At 31.9% G+C, this 22,990-nt stretch carries 23 protein-coding genes and 1 tRNA gene; 10 read left to right on the forward strand and 14 right to left on the reverse strand.

Annotated elements, in window-relative coordinates; translation table 11 throughout:
* Positions 1 to 19: 19 nt before the first annotated feature.
* The 3 genes from V6251_RS05280 to V6251_RS05290 all read right to left on the reverse strand — a co-directional run bounded on the left by V6251_RS05280 (position 20) and on the right by V6251_RS05290 (position 3,516).
* On the reverse strand, positions 20 to 1,972 hold the full coding sequence (locus tag V6251_RS05280) for a PKD domain-containing protein (protein ID WP_341587323.1): 1,953 nt from the start codon (positions 1,970 to 1,972) through the stop codon (positions 20 to 22).
* Between the two features lie 169 nt (positions 1,973 to 2,141).
* Positions 2,142 to 3,125, reverse strand: coding sequence for a hypothetical protein (locus V6251_RS05285; protein ID WP_341587324.1), 984 nt, complete (start codon positions 3,123 to 3,125; stop codon positions 2,142 to 2,144).
* A 61-nt stretch (positions 3,126 to 3,186) separates the two neighbouring features.
* Complete coding sequence (locus tag V6251_RS05290; RefSeq protein ID WP_341587325.1) at positions 3,187 to 3,516, reverse strand: hypothetical protein; 330 nt, start codon at positions 3,514 to 3,516, stop codon at positions 3,187 to 3,189.
* A gap of 312 nt (positions 3,517 to 3,828) precedes the next feature.
* Here V6251_RS05290 and V6251_RS05295 point away from each other — a divergent pair, with 312 nt between their 5' ends.
* The 10 genes from V6251_RS05295 to V6251_RS05340 all read left to right on the forward strand — a co-directional run bounded on the left by V6251_RS05295 (position 3,829) and on the right by V6251_RS05340 (position 10,533).
* Entirely contained in the window at positions 3,829 to 4,410 is a 582-nt protein-coding gene (locus V6251_RS05295; RefSeq protein WP_341587326.1) for an RNA polymerase sigma factor, read from the forward strand.
* A gap of 4 nt (positions 4,411 to 4,414) precedes the next feature.
* Complete coding sequence (locus tag V6251_RS05300) at positions 4,415 to 5,170, forward strand: tetratricopeptide repeat protein (RefSeq protein ID WP_341587327.1); 756 nt, start codon at positions 4,415 to 4,417, stop codon at positions 5,168 to 5,170.
* 78 nt (positions 5,171 to 5,248) lie between these two features.
* On the forward strand, positions 5,249 to 6,016 hold the full coding sequence (locus tag V6251_RS05305) for a TatD family hydrolase (protein WP_341587328.1): 768 nt from the start codon (positions 5,249 to 5,251) through the stop codon (positions 6,014 to 6,016).
* Between the two features lie 8 nt (positions 6,017 to 6,024).
* Entirely contained in the window at positions 6,025 to 7,056 is a 1,032-nt protein-coding gene (locus V6251_RS05310; protein WP_341587329.1) for an asparaginase, read from the forward strand.
* Between the two features lie 70 nt (positions 7,057 to 7,126).
* Positions 7,127 to 7,214 (forward strand) — tRNA-Ser (locus tag V6251_RS05315).
* A 144-nt stretch (positions 7,215 to 7,358) separates the two neighbouring features.
* Positions 7,359 to 8,138: a MotA/TolQ/ExbB proton channel family protein gene (locus tag V6251_RS05320; RefSeq protein WP_028284231.1), complete on the forward strand. Its 780-nt coding sequence runs from the start codon at positions 7,359 to 7,361 to the stop codon at positions 8,136 to 8,138.
* 34 nt (positions 8,139 to 8,172) lie between these two features.
* The gene (locus tag V6251_RS05325) at positions 8,173 to 8,616 is read left to right on the forward strand and encodes a hypothetical protein (RefSeq protein ID WP_292946751.1); all 444 of its coding nucleotides are present in this window, start codon (positions 8,173 to 8,175) and stop codon (positions 8,614 to 8,616) included.
* Between the two features lie 2 nt (positions 8,617 to 8,618).
* Positions 8,619 to 9,227: an ExbD/TolR family protein gene (locus V6251_RS05330; protein WP_028284233.1), complete on the forward strand. Its 609-nt coding sequence runs from the start codon at positions 8,619 to 8,621 to the stop codon at positions 9,225 to 9,227.
* A 10-nt stretch (positions 9,228 to 9,237) separates the two neighbouring features.
* A complete protein-coding gene (locus tag V6251_RS05335; protein WP_292946756.1) occupies positions 9,238 to 9,708 on the forward strand; it encodes an ExbD/TolR family protein in 471 nt (156 codons plus the stop codon).
* A gap of 132 nt (positions 9,709 to 9,840) precedes the next feature.
* Positions 9,841 to 10,533 carry a porin family protein gene (locus V6251_RS05340; RefSeq protein WP_341587330.1) on the forward strand — a complete coding sequence of 231 codons (693 nt, stop codon included), beginning with the start codon at positions 9,841 to 9,843 and terminating at the stop codon, positions 10,531 to 10,533.
* Here the strand turns inward: V6251_RS05340 and V6251_RS05345 are convergent.
* The 11 genes from V6251_RS05345 to rpsB form a co-directional block, all read right to left on the reverse strand.
* Positions 10,528 to 11,133, reverse strand: a complete 606-nt coding sequence (locus V6251_RS05345; RefSeq protein ID WP_292946763.1) for a hypothetical protein — start codon at positions 11,131 to 11,133, stop codon at positions 10,528 to 10,530. The two genes, V6251_RS05340 and V6251_RS05345, sit on opposite strands and share 6 nt — an antisense overlap.
* An 84-nt stretch (positions 11,134 to 11,217) precedes the next feature.
* Positions 11,218 to 12,678, reverse strand: a complete 1,461-nt coding sequence (rpoN, locus tag V6251_RS05350) for an RNA polymerase factor sigma-54 (RefSeq protein WP_145005993.1) — start codon at positions 12,676 to 12,678, stop codon at positions 11,218 to 11,220.
* Between the two features lie 123 nt (positions 12,679 to 12,801).
* Positions 12,802 to 14,232, reverse strand: coding sequence for an asparagine--tRNA ligase (gene asnS, locus V6251_RS05355; protein ID WP_339807989.1), 1,431 nt, complete (start codon positions 14,230 to 14,232; stop codon positions 12,802 to 12,804).
* A gap of 36 nt (positions 14,233 to 14,268) precedes the next feature.
* On the reverse strand, positions 14,269 to 16,686 hold the full coding sequence (locus V6251_RS05360; RefSeq protein WP_341587331.1) for an efflux RND transporter permease subunit: 2,418 nt from the start codon (positions 16,684 to 16,686) through the stop codon (positions 14,269 to 14,271).
* Between the two features lie 62 nt (positions 16,687 to 16,748).
* Positions 16,749 to 18,035, reverse strand: a complete 1,287-nt coding sequence (locus V6251_RS05365; protein ID WP_341587332.1) for a DUF5686 family protein — start codon at positions 18,033 to 18,035, stop codon at positions 16,749 to 16,751.
* Entirely contained in the window at positions 18,022 to 18,756 is a 735-nt protein-coding gene (locus tag V6251_RS05370; protein ID WP_341587333.1) for a peroxiredoxin family protein, read from the reverse strand. Before V6251_RS05370 ends, V6251_RS05365 begins: the two co-directional genes overlap by 14 nt.
* Before the next feature lie 81 nt (positions 18,757 to 18,837).
* Positions 18,838 to 19,395 carry a ribosome recycling factor gene (gene frr, locus V6251_RS05375; protein WP_145006003.1) on the reverse strand — a complete coding sequence of 186 codons (558 nt, stop codon included), beginning with the start codon at positions 19,393 to 19,395 and terminating at the stop codon, positions 18,838 to 18,840.
* A gap of 71 nt (positions 19,396 to 19,466) precedes the next feature.
* Entirely contained in the window at positions 19,467 to 20,174 is a 708-nt protein-coding gene (gene pyrH, locus V6251_RS05380) for a UMP kinase (RefSeq protein WP_145006006.1), read from the reverse strand.
* Positions 20,175 to 20,586: 412 nt separating this feature from the next.
* Positions 20,587 to 21,018, reverse strand: coding sequence for a DUF6705 family protein (locus tag V6251_RS05385; protein WP_341587334.1), 432 nt, complete (start codon positions 21,016 to 21,018; stop codon positions 20,587 to 20,589).
* Positions 21,019 to 21,134: 116 nt separating this feature from the next.
* Positions 21,135 to 22,094: a translation elongation factor Ts gene (tsf, locus tag V6251_RS05390; RefSeq protein ID WP_341587335.1), complete on the reverse strand. Its 960-nt coding sequence runs from the start codon at positions 22,092 to 22,094 to the stop codon at positions 21,135 to 21,137.
* A gap of 87 nt (positions 22,095 to 22,181) precedes the next feature.
* Positions 22,182 to 22,952 (reverse strand): 30S ribosomal protein S2, encoded by a 771-nt coding sequence (gene rpsB, locus V6251_RS05395; RefSeq protein WP_292946791.1) that lies wholly within the window; start codon positions 22,950 to 22,952, stop codon positions 22,182 to 22,184.
* Between the last annotated feature and the right edge of the window lie 38 nt (positions 22,953 to 22,990).

Consider the following 22,990-nt stretch of genomic DNA (forward strand, 5'->3'; position numbering starts at 1 on the left):
TAAATCAAATTAATTCTATCTAAAATTTCCAGATAGCGTAAAACTGCATGTAATTATAATTTGTTTTAAAATTGAATAGATATCGTGCACCAATACTTGGACCAATTCTGGCAAATCCAGCAGTTGCTTCTACTAAAAAACCGGTTCTGAAGTTTGTAAATGTCTCTGTGTTCTGGGTAGCGGTTTGTGATGAATCTAGTAAAAATGGTGGTTGTATGTTTGTGTTTTCAAACTCTTCTATTAAAATGTTTTCTGTACTTTTTTGGCTAATGGATAGTGCGCCTTGTAAACCTGCTCCAAGACCAATGTAATTATTAATGTTATATCTTGCTAATACAGGGATTTCCCAATCTATGTTGTCATAGAATTTGGTGGTTGTTGTGCGCTGTATCCTGTCGTCTATTCCAGGTTCGCCAATAATGGTTTGAGTGACCAATCTATCACTATCAAAGCTATGAAAACTGTTTAAAAGCTCTACTTGCCAATACCATTTGTAGGATTTGTAAGGCGATACTGTGGCGCCAACAAAGTAACTTTTAGAATTATCTAAATCCGAGAATAGGTTGTAACCAGCTTTTGCACCAATAGATATACCTGGTAAAAAACGTGTTGTAGAATAGTTAGTTATTATTGGGGCGTTTTTGTCAAAAATTATAGCAGTACGTGATTTGGTTTTTTGCTTATGAAAATCCTTACCAAACTTAATGCGGTATTGTACAAAACCTTTTGTGGAGTCATAAACCTTTACGTTTTTTTGCTGGCTTCCTGGTAAATAAATGTTTTTAAAAGTAAATATGGCTTGCTTTTGTGTATAGCTTGTATCTAGGCAACTATATTGGACCTCGTATTTAGGACAAATTTTTACTTTTGGGTACATGTCCAAAACTTCAATAGTGGTTTTGTCAAACATATCTGGTATGTCTGTTTCTAGTCTAATTGTGGTTGCAGGACCTTCGCCATTATTTTGAAATCTAATTTTAAATTTAGGTTTTTTGTAACGTACTAATCTGTAGTTTAAAAAAGTAGCGTTTGAGGACATTTTGTTAGGATCATGAGAGGTTACAATTTCCATTTCCATGTCTTTTACATTATGGTCGTCATAATTATTATCTGGAATATAAACACCTCTAACCGAAATTATTGCGCTTGTATCCTTTAGCATTTCTGGTGTTGTTTTTAGGGTGTAAAATATATTACGCTCTTCATTTGGTTGCATGTTGCTAAAGCTTAACTGGCTTGAGTTTTTATAGTTGGCTTTAGCTTCGGCAAGTGTTAATGGTAGATTTTGTCTTTCAGTAGAATCTTGTGGGTTAAATGTTTTACGCAAGCTTTGAATTTCTGCGGAAGCGTAATAGGTTTTGTTTTCTGGTTTAGAGGTGTAAACTAGGTTGTCGTTATCTTGTGCAATCTCGCCATGATACGTTCTAGTATCTGTGATTTTAAAATTGTCGTCTCCATATTTTGCTTCGTTATAAAACAAATAGATTTTACCGTTTGTAGTGTAGTCTTTTGTGTTTTTGTATTTGTAAATTACTACTATTTCTTCTTCTGGAATAGGCTCACTGTTGCGTTGTAAATCTATTGCATCTTCCATTGACGCTTGCTCTGGGTAGGTGTCATCTGCAGTGTTAACTCTTATTTTTTTAGGTCTAGTGGTTGGTGGTTTGCCTGTGTCGTAATTATTGGTAGCCCAAAGTCTTACCTCATAGTCTCCTGATTTTTTGTAAACTTTAGTAGGATTATTTTCTTTGCTGTAAGTACCATCTCCAAACTCCCAATAATTTGTGTAAAACGCTTTAGGCGCACCAGCTATTTGATTTAGTTGTGGTGCATTTGGAGAGAATTGTACTTGTTTGCCTTCTATTTTATAATCTATGGTTGCAGTACGTCTAGTCGTATCTATTACTTTGTCTTGACTAAAAGTGATATTGGTTAGACTTAGGGTGAAAATAATAGCGATTATAGTTTTCATTTGTGGTGTGGTTTAGAGATTAAATTTAGTAATAAAAATATTGATATTAGCTTTTCAATCTATGAGTGGAGGTTTTAAGTAAAGCAACGGTATCTAACAATAGATGTTTAAACATAAAAAAAGTCAGAAAAATTAATTTCTGACTTTTAAGTTTAAGTAGGCTAATGGTTTATGGTAAACCATTTATTAAAGCTGTTAAGGTTGCTTCTGTTCCTGTTGTTGTGTCATCCATAGTAAACGTTATAATATCATTTGCTACAATTGTCACTGGTTTGATTGCATATCTCCAAACACCATTGTCTTCTGTTACAAAAATAACGTGACACTCTAAACCAATTGGTATTTGTCCATAATGTTCGCTAAATAAATTTAATGTTCCGTCGTAGGTATCTAAAGCAGCAAGTCCAGAATCTTCACCATCATAAGATAAATATACAGCGCTATTAGTAAAGTTGTAACCTATTGGAGCTTGTACCTGGATTAATGTTTTTGGTCTTGGGTCGCTATAAAAACGATCAACATTAGACCATCCAAAACCTTGTAACAATCCATAATACTCGCTACCCTCTACAAAAACACCACCTTGACCTGTTGCATTATCTACCTCGTCCCAAGTTAAATTATCTTCTGCATCAATCTCGCCTTCCCAAAGTGACATTAATGGATCTGCTCCACCTGTTAAGCTAGCAGGTATAATAAGTTGCAAACCACAGGTTGTGTCTAATGCGCTACCATTTTGTGTGGCTTCTATAAAAAATTCGCCTCCAGAAATTAATAAGGTTTTATCACCATTAGGTAGTGTTCCCATAGTAGGTTTGTTTGTAGTAAGCATATTTCCTTTTTCAAACAACTCTACATATTCTAGTTGTACTTGTCCAGTTACTGGATTACCACTTAAGGTTAGACAATTACCGTTAATATTAATTTGTACTCCATTGGCAGAGGTTAAAGTAATGTTTCCGTCGTCTGCATTAAAGGTGAAATTTTGAGTTAGATTAGCTAAGGCTGTATCTTTAATATTTTTAAATTCCTGAGCTGTTGCAATGTCAATAGCATTGTCAAAGTCATTGTCTCCATCATCTTTAGTCTCGCAACTAGTTAGTAATGTTAAGGTCATTAATACTGTTCCAAAAATTGTTTTTAAATTTTTCATGATTTTATAATTTAAAGGTTTATATAGTTATATAAATAGTGTGCCTATTTTGTTACCCTATTTAGTGTTCTTTTTTATTTCCGCTAGCAATTATTTTATGAGAAATTATATCTCCTTCTGCTACTAGACGTATCATTTGTTTTGCAGATGCTTCTGAGGTAGCATAACCTTTAGCGTATCCTTTTTGGCTTTTTACTTCCCAAAAGTATAGGCGACTTTCTGTTTTAAGCAGGTCACTTTTTAATACATAATAATTGGTAATTTTTCTTTCTAAAACAACTTCGTTTTGCCCAACTAAGTTTGATCGCTTTTTGGCTTCAAATAATGTTGTAGCAGTTCCAGAATATGTGCCATTAGTAGTTACAACTGTCCAGTCGTAAACTGTAATCAATTCATCTTTTAAAAGCTCAATGGATGTATTACTATTAAGTGGTTTATTTTGGTTAGTTGCATTTAGGTTAAAAAGCCTAACACTACGGTTGCTATAATTAAAATTGCTTTTTTACTCACGTTAATTTTGATGTTGCTAACGTGTTCCGGATTGTTTTGTAGTACGTTCATAATTTCTAAGTTTTAAATTGTTGTTTTTTAAGTTTGTGTGTGCTGTCTAATTTTGACTGTTACACCCTTATATCAAAACCATTTAAAATTTGTTACCCTTGTTTTGCTAAGTTTTTTTAAATTCGTTGGAAACAAAGGGTTTATGAGTCAAAAAAAAATACACGAAGACCAGAAGTATGTGGATGGATTGGTAAACAATAACTCCTTTATTATTCAGGCCATATATGATAAGTTTGCGCCTAAAGTGATTAATTATATCAAACAAAACAGTGGTGATGCAGATAGTGCTCAAGACATTATCCAAGACACCATACTAACTATATATAATCAAGGCAGTCAAAAAAACTTACAATTAACCTGTCCTTTTGATGCTTACTTTTTTTTATTATGTAAACGCAAATGGCTTAATGTTTTGAAAAAAAGAGATAATAAGGAGGTAACAATAAATGAGGAAGTGCTATCTAAAGATGACGACGCTTATCAGTTATCTTTTGAAACCTCTGTTTTTGAAAACAAACAGATATTATTTAATCAGATGTTTCAAAAATTAGGAGATGCCTGCAAGGATTTGCTAAAAGCTACATTTAAAATAAAATCTATGGAAGAAGTAGCCTTAAGTCTTAATGTAAGTTATGCTTACGCAAGAAAGAAAAAATCCTTATGTATAGGACAATTAACCAAGTTAGTTAAAGAGTCGCCAACGTTTAATCAACTTAATTATTAATGCTATGGAAGAACAAGATTATATCCTTTTTGAAAACTATTTGGCTGGCGACTTATCTGATCAACAATCCTTAGATTTTGAAAATAGATTAAATACCGATCAAGAGTTTAAGCAAGCCTTTACAATTTACAAACAATTGTCTGCTAATTTGGAACATGAGATTGGTAATAAAGACCAAATTGCAGATTTTAAAGCCAATTTAGATACTATTTCTCATAGGTATTTTGTCAAACAAGAGAATAAAGAAAATCCAATAGAGCGTAAAAGGACTTTTAATTTTTATAAACTAGCAATTGCAGCAAGTATAGCATTAGTAATGGGCTTTTTTGCGTACAATCAGTTCTCTGGAGGTGCCAATTACTCTGATTTTAACACACATGACACTGTAGATTTTGCTGTAAGAAGTACAGAAGGGAATGTGGGTTTATTAATAAAAACAACAAAAGCATTTAATAACAAAGACTATAAAAAAGCTAAAGTGTATTTGGAAGAATTATTGCAAGACAATCCTGATAACGTTGAGTACAATTTTTATTACGCTATTACAAATATAGAATTAGATAATTTTGCTAAAGCAGAAACAATATTAGGTGATATCTCACAAGGAAGCTCTGCCTATAACAATAAAGCAAAATGGTACTTAGCCTTAAGTAAATTGAAACAACAAAAAGAAGCAGAATGTATTAAGATATTAAAAACAATACCAGAAGATGCAGATGACTATGATCAAGCACATAAATTATTAAATAAAATAGAATAAAAACAGTCTTAAATATAAGGTCTTAAAATACTTAACTAAAAGTCATCATATCCATGATGACTTTTTTATTTTTGCGATATGATAATTACAGATACACATACACATTTATATAGCGAAGCTTTTGACAACGATAGGGCAGATATGATGCAACGTACCTTGGAAGCTGGCGTTTCTAGATTGTTTATTCCAGCAATTGATAGTACCTACACGACAAGTATGTTGCAACTAGAAAAAGACTATCCAGAACATGTCTTTTTAATGATGGGTTTACATCCAACGCATGTTAAAGATAATTATCTAGAAGAGTTGGCGCATGTATCAGAGATGTTAGATACACATAAATTTTACGCAGTAGGAGAGATTGGTATAGATTTATATTGGGATAAAAACACCTTAGCCATTCAGCAAGATGCTTTTAGAAAACAAATCGCATTAGCAAAACAACACAAACTACCCATTGTTATCCATTGTCGCGAAGCATTTGATGAGATTTTTGAAATTTTAGAAGACGAAAAATCAGACGATTTATTTGGGATTTTTCATTGTTTTACAGGAACATTACAGCAAGCACATCAAGCCATTTCTTATAACATGAAACTTGGTATTGGAGGCGTAGCAACTTTTAAAAACGGAAAGATCGATCAGTTTTTAAATCAAATAGATTTAAAACATATTGTATTAGAAACAGATTCACCTTATTTAGCTCCAAAACCATTTAGAGGTAAACGTAATGAAAGTAGCTACATAATAAAGGTCATTGAAAAGTTATCTGATATATATGAAGTGTCCGAACAAAAAATTGCTCAAATTACAACAGAGAACTCTAAAGCAGTTTTCGGTAGCTAAAAAAACTTATGACTAAAACTATTCCTAACATACTTCTTATTTACACAGGTGGAACCATTGGTATGATAAAAGATCCAGAAACAGGAGCATTACGTGCTTTTGATTTTGCTAACTTATTAGACCGTATTCCAGAGTTAAAATTACTAGAGTGTACCATAGAAACTTATTCCTTTGAAGAGCCAATAGACTCCAGTAATATGGAACCTAAATATTGGGTGCAAATAGCTGAGGTTATCCAGCAAAACTATCAGCTATTTGATGGATTTGTAGTACTACATGGTAGCGACACCATGAGTTATACTGCATCAGCCTTAAGTTTTATGTTGGAGCATCTTGCAAAACCAGTTATTTTTACAGGATCCCAATTGCCAATCGGTGATTTGCGCACAGATGCAAAAGAAAACCTAATAACATCAATTCAAATCGCTTCCTTACAATATTATAATAAACCTGTAATTAAAGAAGTAGGATTGTATTTTGAATATAAATTGTACAGAGCCAATCGTACCACTAAAATAAATGCAGAACACTTTGAGGCTTTTGCAAGTCTAAATTATCCGGATTTGGCAGAAAGTGGTGTGCACCTAAAAGTTAATAACGAGTATTTATTTAAACCTAACACTAGAAAAGATCTAGTGGTACATAAGGATTTAGACTCAAATATTGCATTAGTAAAACTGTTTCCAGGAATTTCAAGAAACCTTTTAGAAAGTATTTTTAAAACCGAAGGACTAAAAGGAGTGATATTGGAAACCTATGGCGCAGGAAACTGTACAACAAAAGACTGGTTTTTACAGTTATTAAAGGAGACCATAAATAAAGGTGTACCAATTATAAATGTAACGCAATGTTCCGGAGGAAGTGTCTTAATGGGACAATATGAAACTAGTGAAAAGTTAAAGCGAATAGGTTTAATTTCAGGAAAAGATATCACTACAGAAGCAGCATTGTGTAAATTAATGTATTTATTAGGAGAAAATATATCTCCTAACTTATTCAAAACCATATATGAAACGTCTTTACGTGGAGAAATGTCTTAAAATTAACCCTCAAAATTTTAACCTTAGGATATTTTTTTGTTATTTGCCCACCGTAATTAGTAATAATTACAGAGAGGTGGCCGAGTGGCTTAAGGCGCACGCTTGGAAAGCGTGTATGCGTTAATAGCGTATCGAGGGTTCGAATCCCTTCCTCTCTGCAAGATATTTAACTGTCTTGATAAATTATAGAGGAAGAAAAGTAGAATTGTATGATTTTACTTATCTCTTTTTGTAATTTTTATTTTTAATTACATTTTTTTTATATCTTTAACACTTTAACTAATAAAATTAAGAACAACAAAATGAAAAGATTATTTTCTATCCTAGCCATAGCGTGTATCATGGCATTCGGAACTGCAAATGCAACTACTAACGCAGCAATGACGACTGCAACTACTGTAGTACTTACACAAGATGAACCAGATGCTGCTGCTGCAACTGCAGACGAAAACTTAACGTTCCACCAAGAACTTAAAAAACGTTTTATTGAAGGTGGACCAGGATTCATGGGGATTGTATTATTATGTTTAATTCTTGGATTAGCAATTGCTATCGAGAGAATTATCTTTTTAAATTTATCTACAACTAACTCTAAAAAGTTAACACAAGATGTAGAAGATGCACTTCAATCAGGTGGATTAGAAGCTGCTAAAGAAGTTTGTCGTAACACAAAAGGACCTGTTGCCTCTATCTTTTACCAAGGTTTAGACAGAGCAGATGGAGACTTAGAGTCTGCTGAAAAAGCAGTTGTTGCTTACGGTGGAGTACAAATGGGACAATTAGAGAAAAACGTATCTTGGATTTCTTTATTTATCGCTTTAGCACCAATGTTAGGGTTCATGGGAACTGTAATTGGTATGATTCAAGCATTTGATAAAATTGAAGCTGCAGGAGATATGCAACCATCATTAGTAGCAGGAGGTATTAAAGTTGCCTTATTAACTACTGTATTTGGTCTTATTGTAGCAATTATATTACAAATTTTTTACAATTACATTATCGCTAAGATAGACAGTATTGTTAACGATATGGAAGACTCTTCTATTAACTTAATGGATATGTTATCTAAGTACAAAAAATAATTTACTCAATTACTAACTTTAAAAATTAAAGATTATGCACAAGATTTTAAAAATAGTTGCTTTAGTATTGAGTTTGGCTGGAATTGGTATATTAGTTAACATTATTGCAAAAGGAGATGAAGCGATTAAAGCTGCAGCTCTTGATGGAGATACTTCAATAGTTGACCCTATGGCAATTGTTGCTTATATCATTCTAGGATTAGTATTAGCTTTTGTAGTGTTTTTTGTATTTAAAAATTTATTTACAGGAGGAAAATCTCTTAAAAATACATTAATAGGATTGGGAGCATTCTTATTAGTATTGGTTATTGCTTATGCAGTATCTGGTGGAGATGTTAAAGAGTACTTCTATAATGGGATTGTAGCTACAGAAGGAGAATCTAAAATGGTAGGAGCAGGATTAGTAGCTTTTTATATACTAATTTTAGCAGCTGCTGGAGCAATGTTATTCTCAGGTATTAAAAAACTAATAAAATAATTATGGCAAAAAGATCAGCACCAGAAGTTAATGCAGGCTCTATGGCTGACATTGCCTTCTTATTATTAATATTCTTCTTAGTTACTACAACTATAGAAGTGGACTCTGGTATTAGTTCTAAACTACCACCAGATATTCCACCACCTGAAGTTAAAATTAAACAGAAAAACATTTTTACTGTTGAATTGAACAAAGACAACCAAATGTTGGTTGAAGAAGAATTAATGAAAATTAAAGACCTTAAAGCTGCAGCTATCAAGTTTATTGATAATGGAGCAGGAGAGGGAACTGAGGGAACTAAGTGTGATTACTGTAACGGAGCAAAGGATCCAGCCTCGTCTGATCATCCATCAAAAGCTATCGTTTCTATAACACATTCTAGAGCTACAGATTATGAAACATTTATCGTGGTTTATGATCAGTTAGTAAGTGCTTACACGGAGTTAAGAGAGCGTTTAGCACAAAGACTATATAACCGTTCTTTTAAAGAAATGGAAGCTAGTTATGATGACTCTAATTCACCTCAATTTAAAAGTGAAAAGCTTAAAGAGAAGATTGATAATATTAAGAATAAATATCCTAGAATTATCTCGAAAGCAGAACCTAAATAATTATTAAACTATGTCAAAATTTAAAAAAGGAGGCAGCAAAGAGTTGCCAGCTATATCTACAGCATCTTTACCAGATATTGTATTCATGCTATTATTCTTTTTTATGGTAGCAACCGTAATGAGAGACAACAGTTTGAAAATTAAAAACAATTTACCATCTGCTGCAGAGACTGAAAAATTAGGTCAAAAAAACTTAATAATGTTTATCTACGCTGGAAAGCCTAGTGATAGTTATAAAAATATGGGTGATGAAGCTAAGATCCAGTTAAACGATAAGTTTGCTGAACTTAAAGACATTGCACCTTTTATAGCTGCTGAAAGAGCTTCCAAGCGTGAAGCTGAAGTACCACAATTAATCGCTGCTTTAAAGGTTGATAAAGAAACTAACATGGGTTTAGTATCTGATATTGAGCAAGCATTGCGTAAAACTGGTCAATTAAAAATTAATTACACTACTAAAAAAGGTAGTGGACTTAAATAAGTATTACTCTTAATTTTATAGCAAAAGGTGTTTTGATTTTCAAAACACCTTTTGTTTTTTATAATAATTAATTTCTTTTATCTTAGATTAATAGATGTGATTATATCTGTTTAATTTCAATAAATGTATCAGATGAAATATTTAGTGCTTTTATTTATTATCCCTTTGTTCAGTACAATTAGTGTTGCTCAAGAGTCTACTTCTGTAAATACTGTAATAGATTCACTTTACAGAGAAGATCAGTTTTATTTAGGTGTAACTTATAACCTATTAAGTAATAAGCCAAGAGCTGTGTCTCAAAATGGTTTTTCAAGTGGTGTACATTTTGGTTTTATTAGGGATATGCCTATTAATAAAAGACGAAACAAGGCTATTGGTTTAGGGTTAGGACTGTCTGTTAATTCATATAATCAAAATTTGCTAATTTCCCAAGATAGCAAAACACTAGGTTTTACTGTGTTAAATGATGATACAGATTACACTAAAAATAAATTTAATACTTACGTTATTGAAATGCCCTTACAATATAGATGGAGGACGTCTACAGCAACTCAATATAGTTTTTGGAGGATTTATACAGGAGTTAAATTTGGCTATGTTTTAGCTAATAATACTAAGTTTGAAGGAAGTCCAGAAAATATTAATTTAAAAAATACAGATGTATTTAATACGTTGCAATATGGATTAACCTTTTGTGCAGGATATAATACTTGGAATTTTTATCTATACTATGGTCTAAACGATATTTTTGATACTGCAACTGTTAATGCAGAACCTATAGATATGACTGCTATTAAAGTAGGTCTAATGTTTTACATCTTATAACCAATATTGTAATAATATTAATTGAGGTGTAATACCAATAAATAAACCTATTATTAACTCTCTTGGTGTATGTGCTTTTAGGGATAATCTAGAGGATGCTACAGCTCCAGTTATTATTGCCATTAATGCTAACGAGCCATTTATATTTACACTAAAGTGAATAGCAAATGCTATAAAAAACATAAAAACGCCTCCTGTTGCAATTAAATGTATACTAGCCTTAAATTTTGCTAGAGCGAAAAGTAAACAAGTGATATTAGAAATTAATATTCCCACAAAAAAGAAGTATAACTCTGGTATTTGATCTAATGGGAATACGCGTAATATTAGCAAACCAATTATAAGGCAGTTAATTAGTAAAGGATAGACACGCTCTTTGGTTGTCTTTAAATATATTGTTTCAGTCTTACCTAAAGTTTTTAATAAAAAATATACTAATATGGGTAATGCTATAGATAGTATAGAAAGCGAAATTAACTTCGCATGAACAATTTCTTCTGGAATAAATCTTGGTGATTTTTTAAAATAGAAATGTACTGCCAATAATGGCATTATTACAGGATGAAATATAAATGACAAACTTTTGATTAGCCATTTCATAAAGTAATACGTTTTAATTTCTGTAAAAAACAGTGTTTATTAATAGTAGTGTAGGTCTAAGTTTTACTTGATAGATTTACGTAATTATATTTTTTTGCGTAATCTAGCAACAGGTATGTCCAATTGCTCTCTATATTTAGCAACAGTACGACGTGCAATAGGATAGCCTTTTTCTTTTAATATTTTAGCTAAAGCTTCATCTGTAAGCGGTTTCTTTTTGCTTTCTTCTTCAATAACAGTTTCTAATATTTTTTTAATCTCTCTAGTGGATACTTCTTCTCCTTGATCGTTAGTCATAGATTCAGAGAAAAATTCTTTTATCAATTTAGTTCCGTAAGGTGTATCTACGTATTTGCTATTAGCAACACGTGATACTGTTGATACATCCATTTCAATCTCATCTGCAATATCTTTTAATATCATTGGTTTTAGATTGCGCTCATCACCAGTTAAAAAATATTCTTTTTGGTAATGCATGATACTACTCATTGTTACAAATAACGTTTGTTGACGTTGTTTTATAGCATCTATAAACCACTTGGCTGCATCTAGTTTTTGTTTTATAAACATAACTGCATCCTTTTGGGACTTACTTTTATCTTTACTTTCTTTATAACCTTTCATCATGTTACTATATTCTCTAGAAACATGTAATTCTGGCGCATTACGACCATTTAAAGTAAGCTCTAACTCGCCATCAACAATTTTAATTGCAAAGTCTGGTACGACGTGTTCTACAATTCTGTTGTTTCCAGCATAGGATCCTCCTGGCTTTGGATTTAAGCGTTCAATTTCATGAATGGCATCTTTAAGTTGTAACTCTGTAATATCAAATTTTTGCATTAATTTTTTATAATGCTTTTTTGTAAATTGATCAAAAGCGTTATCTATAATATCTGCTGCTAATACAATATCAGGTTGTTTTTCTTTACGATGTAATTGGATGCTTAAACACTCTTGTAGGTTTCTGGCTCCTACACCAGCTGGATCTAATTGATGAACAATTCTAAGTACTTTTTTAACTTTATCTTCCTCTGTGTAGACGCTTTGTGTAAAAGCTAAATCATCAACAATATCGCTTAATTCTCTACGTATGTAACCACTTTCATCAACACTGCCAACTAAAAATTCGGCAATATCTCTTTCGTCATCTGATAGTCTATACGTGTTTAATTGATTGATTAAATGCTGTGTAAACGATGTTCCTGCTGCATATGGCACACTTTTTTCGTCATCATCTGCACTGTAATTATTGACACTTGTTCTATAATCTGGTATTTCGTCATCACTTAAATAATCATCAACGTTAATGTCACCAGTATCAATGGTTTCATTATCATTATAATCGTCTTGAGAGTTGTCAAAATCATCATCTAAATCGTCTGAATTGTCTTCTTTACCACCTTCCAAAGCAGGGTTTTCTTCCAACTCTTGCTTTAATCGTTGCTCAAATGCTTGCGTAGGCAATTGTATCAATTTCATTAATTGAATTTGTTGCGGAGACAACTTTTGCGATAATTTAAACTGTAGATATTGTTTAAGCATGATTTGTTTTAGAATAATGATAAAAATAAAAAAAACAATCTACATTATTGATTTTAGTAGATTGTTTTAGATATATTTTAAGTATAAAATTACTTTAGTGTTGCACTATAGTCATTTATGCTATTAAAATTCTGCATTTTGTGGTGTTCTAGGGAAAGGAATTACGTCTCTAATATTTGTCATACCTGTTGCAAACATTACTAAACGCTCGAAACCTAAACCAAAACCAGAGTGCACAGCTGTACCATACTTGCGTAAGTCTAGGTACCACCATAACTCTTCTTCTGGAATATCTAGAACAGCCATTTTTTCTTTAAGGACTTCTAAACGCTCTTCACGTTGTGATCCACCAACTATTTCTCCAATACCAGGAAATAAAATATCCATAGCACGTACTGTTTTTCCGTCTTCATTTAAACGCATGTAAAATGCTTTAATGTTTGCAGGATAATCAAATAATATTACTGGACATTTAAAGTGCTTTTCTACAAGAAAACGTTCGTGTTCTGATTGTAAATCTGCTCCCCATTCTTCAATGATATAGTTAAATTTCTTTTTCTTGTTAGGTTTAGAATTTCTTAAAATATCTATAGCTTCAGTATAGCTAACACGTTTAAAGTTGTTTTCTGTAACAAATTTTAATTTTTCAATTAAACTTAAATCACTTCTTTCAGCTTGTGGTTTTACTTTTTCTTCATCTAATAGACGTTGGTCTAAAAATTCTAAATCTTCTTTATTATGTTCTAAAACATAACTAATAACAGATTTCATAAAGTCCTCTGCTAAATCCATGTTACCAGCTAAATCCATAAAAGCAACTTCAGGCTCAATCATCCAGAACTCGGCAAGGTGACGAGAAGTGTTAGAGTTTTCTGCTCTAAACGTTGGTCCAAAAGTGTATACTTTACCTAAAGACATCGCATAGGTTTCGGCTTCTAATTGTCCCGAAACAGTTAGGTTTGTGTCTTTACCAAAAAAGTTTTTTGAGTGATCTATTGCTCCATCTTCTGTTAAAGGTGGATTTTTTTGATCTAAAGTGCTTACACGGAACATTTCTCCAGCTCCTTCTGCATCACTACCTGTTATGATTGGTGTGTGCATGTAGTAAAAACCATTGTCGTTAAAATACTTGTGTACAGCAAAAGATAAAGCCGAACGTAAACGCATTACAGCACTAAATGTATTAGTACGTGTACGTAAATGCGCGTTTTCTCTTAAAAACTCAAAGCTGTGTTTTTTAGGTTGAATTGGATATGTTTCTGGATCAGAATCTCCTAAAATTTCAATTTTAGTAACTGTTATTTCAACGTTTTGTCCTTTTCCTTGGCTCTCCACTAAATCTCCTGTAATTGCTACAGCAGCACCTGTTGTAATTCGTTTTAATAAGGCTTCGTCAGTTTTTTCAAAATCTACAACACATTGAATGTTTTGTAGTGTTGATCCATCATTTAAAGCCACAAATCTATTGGCTCTAAAGGTGCGTACCCAACCTTTTATATGTACTTCTTGTAATTTGGTCTCTTTAAGTAATGTAGCGACTGTATATGAATTCATTTTTAAAAAAATTTGATTAAAAATATACTTTTTATATTATTTTTCTTCTGAAATAAATGATTTTTCTTCCTCATCATCATCTTCAGAAGGTATGATATTTATTGTTGGTTCTTTTAGGACCTCTTTATTGGCAATGCTTCTTTCAAGAGACAATAATAAAGATGGTAATAATAGTAAGTTTGATAACATAGCAAATAAAAGCGTTACAGATACTAATGCACCTAAAGCAACTGTACCACCAAAGCTAGAAATTATAAATACAGAAAACCCGAAAAACAGTACTATTGATGTGTAAAACATACTTACACCTGTTTCTCTTAAAGCAGCATAAACCGACTTTTTAATTTTCCAATTATTGGCTTGTAATTCTTGTCTGTATTTTGCTAAAAAGTGTATCGTGTCATCTACAGATATACCAAAAGCAATACTAAAAACAAGTATTGTAGATGGTTTAATTGGTACGCCTAAATATCCCATTAATCCAGCAGTAACGACTAACGGTAAAAGATTTGGGATTAATGAAACGATTATCATCCTAAACGAACGGAACATATAGGCCATAAACAGTGATATTAATATCACAGCTAATGATAATGAAATTGCTAAATTTTTAACCAAATATTTTGTTCCTTTTTGAAACACTAATGCTTTACCAGTCATGGTAACATTATAACGTTCTTCCGGAAAAACATTATCTATTTTATCTTGAAGGTTTTCTTGGATACGTTCCATTTTATCGGTTCCAATATCCTTCATAAAGGTTGTTATTCTGGCATATTGACCTGTACTATCTACAAAGTTTTTAAGTAAGTCTACATTTGACGTAGAGTTTTTTGCGTACGATAATATAAAACTGTTTTCTTGACTAGTTGGTAACTGGTAATATTTTGGATTACCATTATAATACGCTTGTTTAGAGTATTTAACTAAGCCTACTACAGAGATTGGTTTTGAAAATTCAGGTGTTTCATTTATAAACTCCTCAATTTTATTCATACGTTTTAAGGTCGCTAACTTCATGACACCTTGTTTGCGTTTGGTGTCAATCATTATTTCTAATGGCATAATACCATCAAACTCTTCTTCAAAAAAGCGAATATCTTGAAAAAACTCTGCCTTTTTAGGCATGTCTTCAATTAGACTTCCAGATATTTTAATTTGAAAAATTCCTATTAAGCAAACCACTAATAATACGATAGATGTAATGTAAATAGTAATGCGTTTTTCTCTTACCATTTTTTCCATCCAATCCACAAAACCACCTATCCATTTTTTGTTTAAATGTTCTAAATGACGCTCTTTAGGGTAAGGTAAAAAGGTGTAAATAATTGGTATTATTAAAAGACAAAGTATAAAAATAGCAAGGATGCTTAGCGATGCGACAACACCAAACTCTTTTAATAGAGTGCTTTCTGTTAAAATAAAGGTTGCAAAACCAGACGCTGTTGTCACGTTGGTCATAAGTGTTGCATTACCAACTTTAGTAATAACACGTTGTAAACTTTTAACTTTGTTACCATGAGATTTAACCTCATGTTGGTATTTGTTAATTAAGAAAATACAATTAGGAATACCAATAACAATAATTAAAGGAGGTATTAAGGCTGTTAATACAGTGATTTCATAACCCAACATTCCTAAAATCCCAAGTGTCCACATAACACCTATACAGACTACGATAAGTGAAATAAAGGTGGCTCTAAACGATCTAAAGAATAAAAAGAATATTAAGGAGGTTACTAATAATGCAGCAAGAACAAATAAGTTAATCTCATCAACAATATTTTGAGCATTAAGCGTGCGAATGTATGGCATACCAGAAATACGAACATTCATTCCTTGACTAGTCTCAAAAGCTTTAACTTTTTTAACTAAATTATCCATCACAAAATCCTTTCTAGCAGGTGTGTTTACTATATCTTTTTTTAAATAGATAGCAGTACGTACCGTTTTAGTTTTTTTGTTGAATAAAAAATTATCGTAAAAAGGATATTGATTAAAAAGTTGGTCTTGTAGTTTTTCAATTTGTTCTATTGAAGCTACAGAGTCTTTAATAAAAGGCTCTAATGCAAATTTTTCGTTTTCTTGATCTTTAACTAATTTTTGAAGATCTTTTATTGAGACTACAGTTTCTACTTCTGGAGCTTCCCTAAAACTATCAGAAAGTGCATTCCAAGCATTTAATTTCTCTACAGTAAATAGTGTTGTGTCTTTAACACCAAGGACAATTAAGTTACCTTCTTCTCCAAAAACTTTTAAAAAATCGTTGTAAGTAATATTGACCTCATGGTCATCAGGTAATAAATTAGCTTCAGTATAAGTAAAGCGCATGTATTTCCATTGTGTACTAAAAAAAATAGTAACAAGTACAACACCTAATAGAATAGCTATTTTGTTGCGCAATATTAGTCTTGCTACAACGTCCCAAAAATTTGCTGAAAATAGTTTTAACATAATGCTTTAAAAAACGGAGCAAAGGTATGTAAAACCATTGTATTTACTAAGCTAAATTTGGTTTATAATGCAATATTAAAAGTGAATTTTACTGCAATATTATCTTCTTGGTTAGGTAAGTGGTATGCTCCATATCTATAAGTTGCACTTAATCCAAAACCAAATAGCAGTTTATTAATCTCAAAACCACTTTCAGTATAGCCATGTTCCAGAGTCTTAAACGTAACTTCTTTATGTCTGTTAATATTATTCATGTTACCAATAGCATAACGAGTAATTAAAACTAATTGTGGATTAAAACGCTTAGCAATTGCAAACGGTTTGATATAATGTTTTAAGACTACTGTTGTAAAACGATCCGAGAAAAACTCATTAAAATACATGGTTTCAAAACTATTAATTCCAGCGACTGAAAAACGTTGTAAAATAGTTTCTTTGGTTATATTATTCGGGTAAGCATGGTAAAGGTGAGTTAAAGGTGCGTCACCATGTGCTATTCCTGCAGATAAAGTTCCTATAGTATAGGAGTTTTTGCTGTGCTTAATTTTATGAATGGTTTTAAAGTCTAGTTTTGAAAAGTTGAAATCAGCATTCAAAACATCTTTAAAACTTTTTGTGTATTGCAGTGTAAATTTTGGGTAGCCTTCAATAGTTTTCTCTGCTCCATCGTCAGATTGTTGTGTGGTGTTAAATGGATTCCATTGTAACGCGACTTTTGCTGTAGTGGTTTCAAATCCGCTAAATTTATTGCCTTCTAAGTCATAGCTATAAGTGTAAGTAGGTCTTATGTTACTTATTGCTATTTCAGATTTTGAGTATAGTTTTGCGGTAATTTCGTGTTCTAAAGATATTGCAGATGTAATGTGTTTATGAAATAAATCTATGTTTAACAATCTAGGTTCAAAAAATGAAAAAGATCTACTATCTGTTAAAAAGTCAGAACTACCAGTTTCTTTTAAATCGTCAATGTAAGAAATGTTTATCCAGGTTTTTGATTTTTCGTTTACTCTAAAACCACCACCAATTTTATATTTAAAACTATCGTCTCTAAATCCATAAACTAAATAAGAATCTATTCTGTATTTTTCAGAAAACGAATCATTAGTAATTCCGCCTAAACCTGTTCTAAATCCTTCGTATTGATTAAATTTAATAAGATACCTCAGGTCAAAATTCCAAACTTTGGTAGGAAAAAAACCATTTCCTATTTGTTTTAACAGTTCACTAGATTTGGTAGTGTCACTAACTTTTAGGTTTTTCTCAGGTGTTTGTGCCCAAGAAAACGTCATGCAAATTAAGCACAACATTACTAACCAATACTTTTGTTTTTTTGTTTTAAAGTGCTGCATTAATAGCTTTAGTAAGTACAGATTTTATATTAGTTCTGTAACCAACTTCTTTGGTTACAATTTCACCTTTTTTATTAATTACGATAGTGGTCGGGAAGGTACCTACACCATATAAGGATATTATGTTATTGGCATTTGGTAAAATAGTAAATTTAAAGTCTTGGGTTTTTAAAAACTGCTCGATATTGTCTTTTCGATTAAAAGTAATTGCCAAAAATTTTACCTTTTTAGATTTAAAATTGTCTGCTAATTTATTTAATTCTGGCATTTCTTGGATACAAGGACCACAATTTGTAAACCAAAAATTTAATATTACAACTTGTCCTTTTAAATCTGATAATTTAAAGGTGTTGCCATCTAAATCTGTAGCTATAAAGTCATAAGCTTTTTCGCCTTTAGTAAAGTTAGCTTCAGGATTTTTAGCGATAGTATTGTTTATTGCTTTTAGTCTTTTAAATACTATTGACTTTAGTTTATTGTCGTTGTCAACAAAAAATAACGGTTTGTAGTCTGAGTTGGTCATTAGTTGCACCTGTGACATGGGTAATAACTTGCCTCTCTCGTTAAAAAGTAAAACATCAGGTGTTATGACTAACTCCATTGTTTTAACTTCTTCATCTGTTAGTCGATGTTGCTCTTTTGGTATAAAGGCATACTCTTGTGCTTGCAGGATACTAACACATAAAAACAAACATACACAAAGTGATTTTAAAAACTTCATAACTATATTTTATTAAAACCTCTTAACGGTATATTTTGATAAAAGTTATAAAAAAAGCGACTTTTAAGTCGCTTTTAAGATTTATACAGTCATAATCTCTGCTTCTTTAGCAGCTAGTATGTCATCAATTTTTTTAACGTATTTGTCTGTTAAAGCTTGTACATCTGCTTCTGCATTTTTTTGAAGGTCTTCAGACGCATCTTCAGTCTTCTTAATGTCGTTATTAGCATCCTTACGTGCGCTTCTAACACCTACTTTAGCATCTTCAGCTTCAGCTTTAGCTTGTTTTGCTAAATCACGTCTACGCTCTTCTGTTAAAGGTGGAACACTTATTATTATTAAATCACCATTATTCATTGGGTTAAAACCAAGATTAGCGATCATGATAGCCTTTTCAATTGCTTGTAGCATGTTTTTCTCCCAAGGTTGTACTGTTATTGTACGACCATCTGGAGTGTTAACATTGGCAACTTGACTTAACGGAGTTTGTGATCCATAATAGTCTACCATTACGCTACCTAACATTGCAGGACTAGCTTTTCCGGCTCTAATATTTACAAATTGTTTTTCAAGATGCTTAATGGCTTTATCCATTGCTTCTTTTGTGCTATCTACTATAAATGTAATGTCTTCGTTCATGCTTGTAATAATTTAATACTGAATGACTTTCAAAAAGCGAGCCAATTTTAAACGTAATATAATAATCTATTTTATAAACTTACTTGTGTTCCTATGTTTTCTCCAGAAACTACCTTCATTAAATTACCTTTTGTATTCATATCAAATACTATAATTGGTAAATCATTTTCTTGGCTTAAAGTAAAAGCTGTAGTATCCATAACTTTAAGACCTTTACGTAATACATCGTCAAAAGTAATATGGTCAAACTTTATTGCTGTACTATCCTTTTCTGGGTCTGTATTGTATATACCATCTACACGCGTCCCTTTTAGGATTACGTCAGCTTCAATCTCGATAGCTCTTAAAACTGCTGCAGAGTCTGTTGTAAAGTAAGGATTACCTGTTCCACCTCCAAAAATAACCACACGACCTTTATTAAGATGGCTCATTGCTTTTCTTCTAATAAAAGGCTCTGCAACTTCGTTTATTTTGATAGCTGTTTGTAGTCTAGTTTTTATACCAGCGTCTTCTAATGCTTGTTGTAATGCTAAACCATTAATAACAGTTGCTAACATACCCATATGATCTCCTTGTACACGATCCATACCATTCATGGCACCTGCAACACCTCTAAAAATGTTACCACCACCAATAACTATAGCAACTTCTACACCTTTTTCTGTAACTGCTTTAATCTCTTCTGCGTATTCTGATAATCGTTCTGGATCAATACCATATTGACGGTTTCCCATTAGGGCTTCACCAGATAATTTTAGGAGTATGCGTTTGTATTTCATGTGTTTATTTATTGTTTTTCATGGGTCACATGTTACTTCCATTTAATCATTCGCTTGCGTTAGAGCGTTTTTTATGGAAGTTTCATAAGTCGTTCTGAAAGTTTAGCAAAGCTACATAAATTTTTTATTTCTGAAATTGCTATTAATACACAAATGTTCGCTTTTTTACTAAGTTGATTAATTAATTATAAAAAAACCACTGACTCTAAAATAGAGTAGTGGTTTTGTGTTATAATAATATTAAATTTTATTCCTTAATCAAAAAGTAAAAGCCTGCTGGTATGATAGGTTCTGGTGATGCTGGCTCACCTGGATCTAAAGTTATAAGAAAGCCACGCTTAAATATTTGTATAGCTTGTTGTCCGTTTACAGTAGCTTCTCTTACATCTAAATTACTTACGCAACCATTTGGTTAGCTCATACTTAAGTTCATTCTAAAGGTCTCTGTTGTATAGTCTTCAAAAGGTGATGTATTTAACATAAAGTAATTGCCATTAATGCTATATTTAAAAACAATAGTTATTGTTGTGTCTGTAAGGTTGGGTAAGGTGTTTACTAGCTCTATATTATTTTCTTTATATTGAAATTCGCCAATTAAAAGATCTTCAAAATAATTTCCTGTATTTGCCATGATTTTTTTTTCAAATACAATTTTTAGATAGGTTGTACCATCATTAAACACCCAAGTACCAACAAAGGGATCAAGTATGTTATTAGTGTCTTTATAATAGGCGTTTTCTATTTCTTCGGCTGTTGCATCTTCTATGCTTATTATAGGTTGTTGTGCTTTACAAGACAAGCTTATAAAAACAAGGAATATTATTGTAAAAAGTGTGTTTTTCATTTAAAATAATTTACACTACAATTTAAACAAAAAACCACTAACTCTAAAATAGAGTAGTGGTTTTAAATATGTGTAATTATTTTAAATTTTCGCTTACGCGGAAATAAAAAATGTTTTTATCCTAAAGATACACGTTTGAAAGCTGTTACAGATACGTTTTGAGATGCTACGTAATCCGCTACAGTCATTTTTTCGTCTTTAATAAACTTTTGATCTAGTAAACATTGTTCTTGATCTAAAGTAGTATTGTCAGATACAAAACGATCCATTTTACCTGGTAAAATTTTGTCCCAGATTTGTTCTGGTTTTCCTTCAGCTTTTAATTCTGCTTTAGCATCTTCTTCTGCTTTAGCCATAACTTCTGGAGTTAATTGAGACATTGAGATGTATTGAGGTACATTTTTAAGTGTTTTACCTAAACGACCTAACTCGATGTTGTCTTTTTCGATAACAGCAATTCTAGCTTCAGTTTCTGATGCTACAAATGCAGGATCAAAATCTTTGTAAGATAATGAAGACGCTCCCATTGAAGCAACTTGCATTGCTACATCTTTACCAACCGTTTCGTTTGCTTCAGATAAACCAACTAATGCACCAATTTTATTGATATGAACATAAGAACCTACGTAAGGCGCTTCTAATTTTTCAAATGCAGTAATTTCTAATTTCTCTCCAACAACTCCTGTTTGTTCTACTAATTTTTCAGTAACTGTCATACCACCAAAGTCTGCAGCTAAGAAATCTTCTTTAGTATCAAAGTTGATTGCGATATCTGCAAATTGTGCAGCTAATGCTAAAAATGATTCGTTTTTACCAACAAAATCAGTTTCACAACCTAATACGATTGCAACACCAACAGTGTTGTCATCGTTAATTTTGATTGCTGCAGCACCTTCAGAAGAATCTCTGTCAGCTCTTTTTTCTGCTACTTTTTGACCTTTTTTACGTAAAACGTCAATTGCTTTGTCAAAATCACCACCTGCTTCAACTAATGCTTTTTTACAGTCCATCATTCCGGCTCCTGTAGCTTTTCTTAGTTCGTTTACTTGTGCTGCTGAAATTTTTACTTCGCTCATAATAAGTATAATTTAAAAAAAGTCGTTTAATTAGTTTTCAACAAAGAAAAGAATTAAACGACTTATTTGTGTTTTGAAATTGTTATTTTATTCTTCTTCGTCTTTAGCTGCTTTAGCTTTTTTAGGTGCTGCTTTTTTATCTACTTTAGCTGCATCTTTGTCTGCTTTTTCAGCTTTACGCTCGTTTAAACCTGCTGTAATAGCATCTGTAACGTGCGTTAAGATTTTATCAATTGATTTAGAAGCATCATCATTTGCTGGTATAACATAATCTACTTGACGTGGATCAGAGTTAGTATCTACCATTGCAAAAATTGGAATGTTTAATTTTTGAGCTTCTTTAATTGCAATATGTTCACGCTTAATGTCAACAACAAATAAAGCTCCTGGTAAACGTGTCATGTCAACGATAGATCCTAAGTTTTTTTCTAACTTAGCTCTTAAACGGTCAACTTGTAAACGTTCTTTTTTAGATAACGTTAAAAACGTACCATCTTTTTTCATTCTATCAATAGTAGCCATCTTTTTGATTGCTTTACGGATTGTAACAAAGTTTGTTAACATTCCACCAGGCCATCTTTCAGTAATGAAAGGCATGTTAATGCTACCTGCTTTTTCAGCTACGATATCTTTTGCTTGCTTTTTTGTTGCAACAAATAAAATTTTACGACCTGAAGCTGCAATTTTTGCTAATGCTTCTCCAGCTTCTTCAATTTTAGCTGCTGTTTTATATAAATTTATAATATGGATACCGTTACGCTCCATATATACGTAAGGCGCCATGTTAGGATCCCACTTACGTGTAAGGTGACCAAAGTGTACACCTGCTTCAAGTAATTCTTTTACTTCTACTGCCATTTTGTAATAGTTTACGTTCTGTTGAATTAGCAATAATT

This window comes from Olleya sp. Ti.3.14 (assembly GCF_038154885.1).
Classification (GTDB): Bacteria; Bacteroidota; Bacteroidia; order Flavobacteriales; family Flavobacteriaceae; genus Olleya.

Excerpts from the sequence above, each read along its gene's own strand:
- V6251_RS05280 (WP_341587323.1), bottom strand. The coding sequence starts at position 1,972 with ATGAAAACTATAATCGCTATTATTTTCACCCTAAGTCTAACCAATATC.
- V6251_RS05285 (WP_341587324.1), bottom strand. The coding sequence starts at position 3,125 with ATGAAAAATTTAAAAACAATTTTTGGAACAGTATTAATGACCTTAACA.
- V6251_RS05295 (WP_341587326.1), top strand. The coding sequence starts at position 3,829 with ATGAGTCAAAAAAAAATACACGAAGACCAGAAGTATGTGGATGGATTG.
- V6251_RS05300 (WP_341587327.1), top strand. The coding sequence starts at position 4,415 with ATGGAAGAACAAGATTATATCCTTTTTGAAAACTATTTGGCTGGCGAC.
- V6251_RS05305 (WP_341587328.1), top strand. The coding sequence starts at position 5,249 with ATGATAATTACAGATACACATACACATTTATATAGCGAAGCTTTTGAC.
- V6251_RS05310 (WP_341587329.1), top strand. The coding sequence starts at position 6,025 with ATGACTAAAACTATTCCTAACATACTTCTTATTTACACAGGTGGAACC.
- V6251_RS05320 (WP_028284231.1), top strand. The coding sequence starts at position 7,359 with ATGAAAAGATTATTTTCTATCCTAGCCATAGCGTGTATCATGGCATTC.
- V6251_RS05325 (WP_292946751.1), top strand. The coding sequence starts at position 8,173 with ATGCACAAGATTTTAAAAATAGTTGCTTTAGTATTGAGTTTGGCTGGA.
- V6251_RS05330 (WP_028284233.1), top strand. The coding sequence starts at position 8,619 with ATGGCAAAAAGATCAGCACCAGAAGTTAATGCAGGCTCTATGGCTGAC.
- V6251_RS05335 (WP_292946756.1), top strand. The coding sequence starts at position 9,238 with ATGTCAAAATTTAAAAAAGGAGGCAGCAAAGAGTTGCCAGCTATATCT.
- V6251_RS05340 (WP_341587330.1), top strand. The coding sequence starts at position 9,841 with ATGAAATATTTAGTGCTTTTATTTATTATCCCTTTGTTCAGTACAATT.
- V6251_RS05345 (WP_292946763.1), bottom strand. The coding sequence starts at position 11,133 with ATGAAATGGCTAATCAAAAGTTTGTCATTTATATTTCATCCTGTAATA.
- rpoN (WP_145005993.1), bottom strand. The coding sequence starts at position 12,678 with ATGCTTAAACAATATCTACAGTTTAAATTATCGCAAAAGTTGTCTCCG.
- asnS (WP_339807989.1), bottom strand. The coding sequence starts at position 14,232 with ATGAATTCATATACAGTCGCTACATTACTTAAAGAGACCAAATTACAA.
- V6251_RS05360 (WP_341587331.1), bottom strand. The coding sequence starts at position 16,686 with ATGTTAAAACTATTTTCAGCAAATTTTTGGGACGTTGTAGCAAGACTA.
- V6251_RS05365 (WP_341587332.1), bottom strand. The coding sequence starts at position 18,035 with ATGCAGCACTTTAAAACAAAAAAACAAAAGTATTGGTTAGTAATGTTG.
- V6251_RS05370 (WP_341587333.1), bottom strand. The coding sequence starts at position 18,756 with ATGAAGTTTTTAAAATCACTTTGTGTATGTTTGTTTTTATGTGTTAGT.
- frr (WP_145006003.1), bottom strand. The coding sequence starts at position 19,395 with ATGAACGAAGACATTACATTTATAGTAGATAGCACAAAAGAAGCAATG.
- pyrH (WP_145006006.1), bottom strand. The coding sequence starts at position 20,174 with ATGAAATACAAACGCATACTCCTAAAATTATCTGGTGAAGCCCTAATG.
- V6251_RS05385 (WP_341587334.1), bottom strand. The coding sequence starts at position 21,018 with ATGAAAAACACACTTTTTACAATAATATTCCTTGTTTTTATAAGCTTG.
- tsf (WP_341587335.1), bottom strand. The coding sequence starts at position 22,094 with ATGAGCGAAGTAAAAATTTCAGCAGCACAAGTAAACGAACTAAGAAAA.
- rpsB (WP_292946791.1), bottom strand. The coding sequence starts at position 22,952 with ATGGCAGTAGAAGTAAAAGAATTACTTGAAGCAGGTGTACACTTTGGT.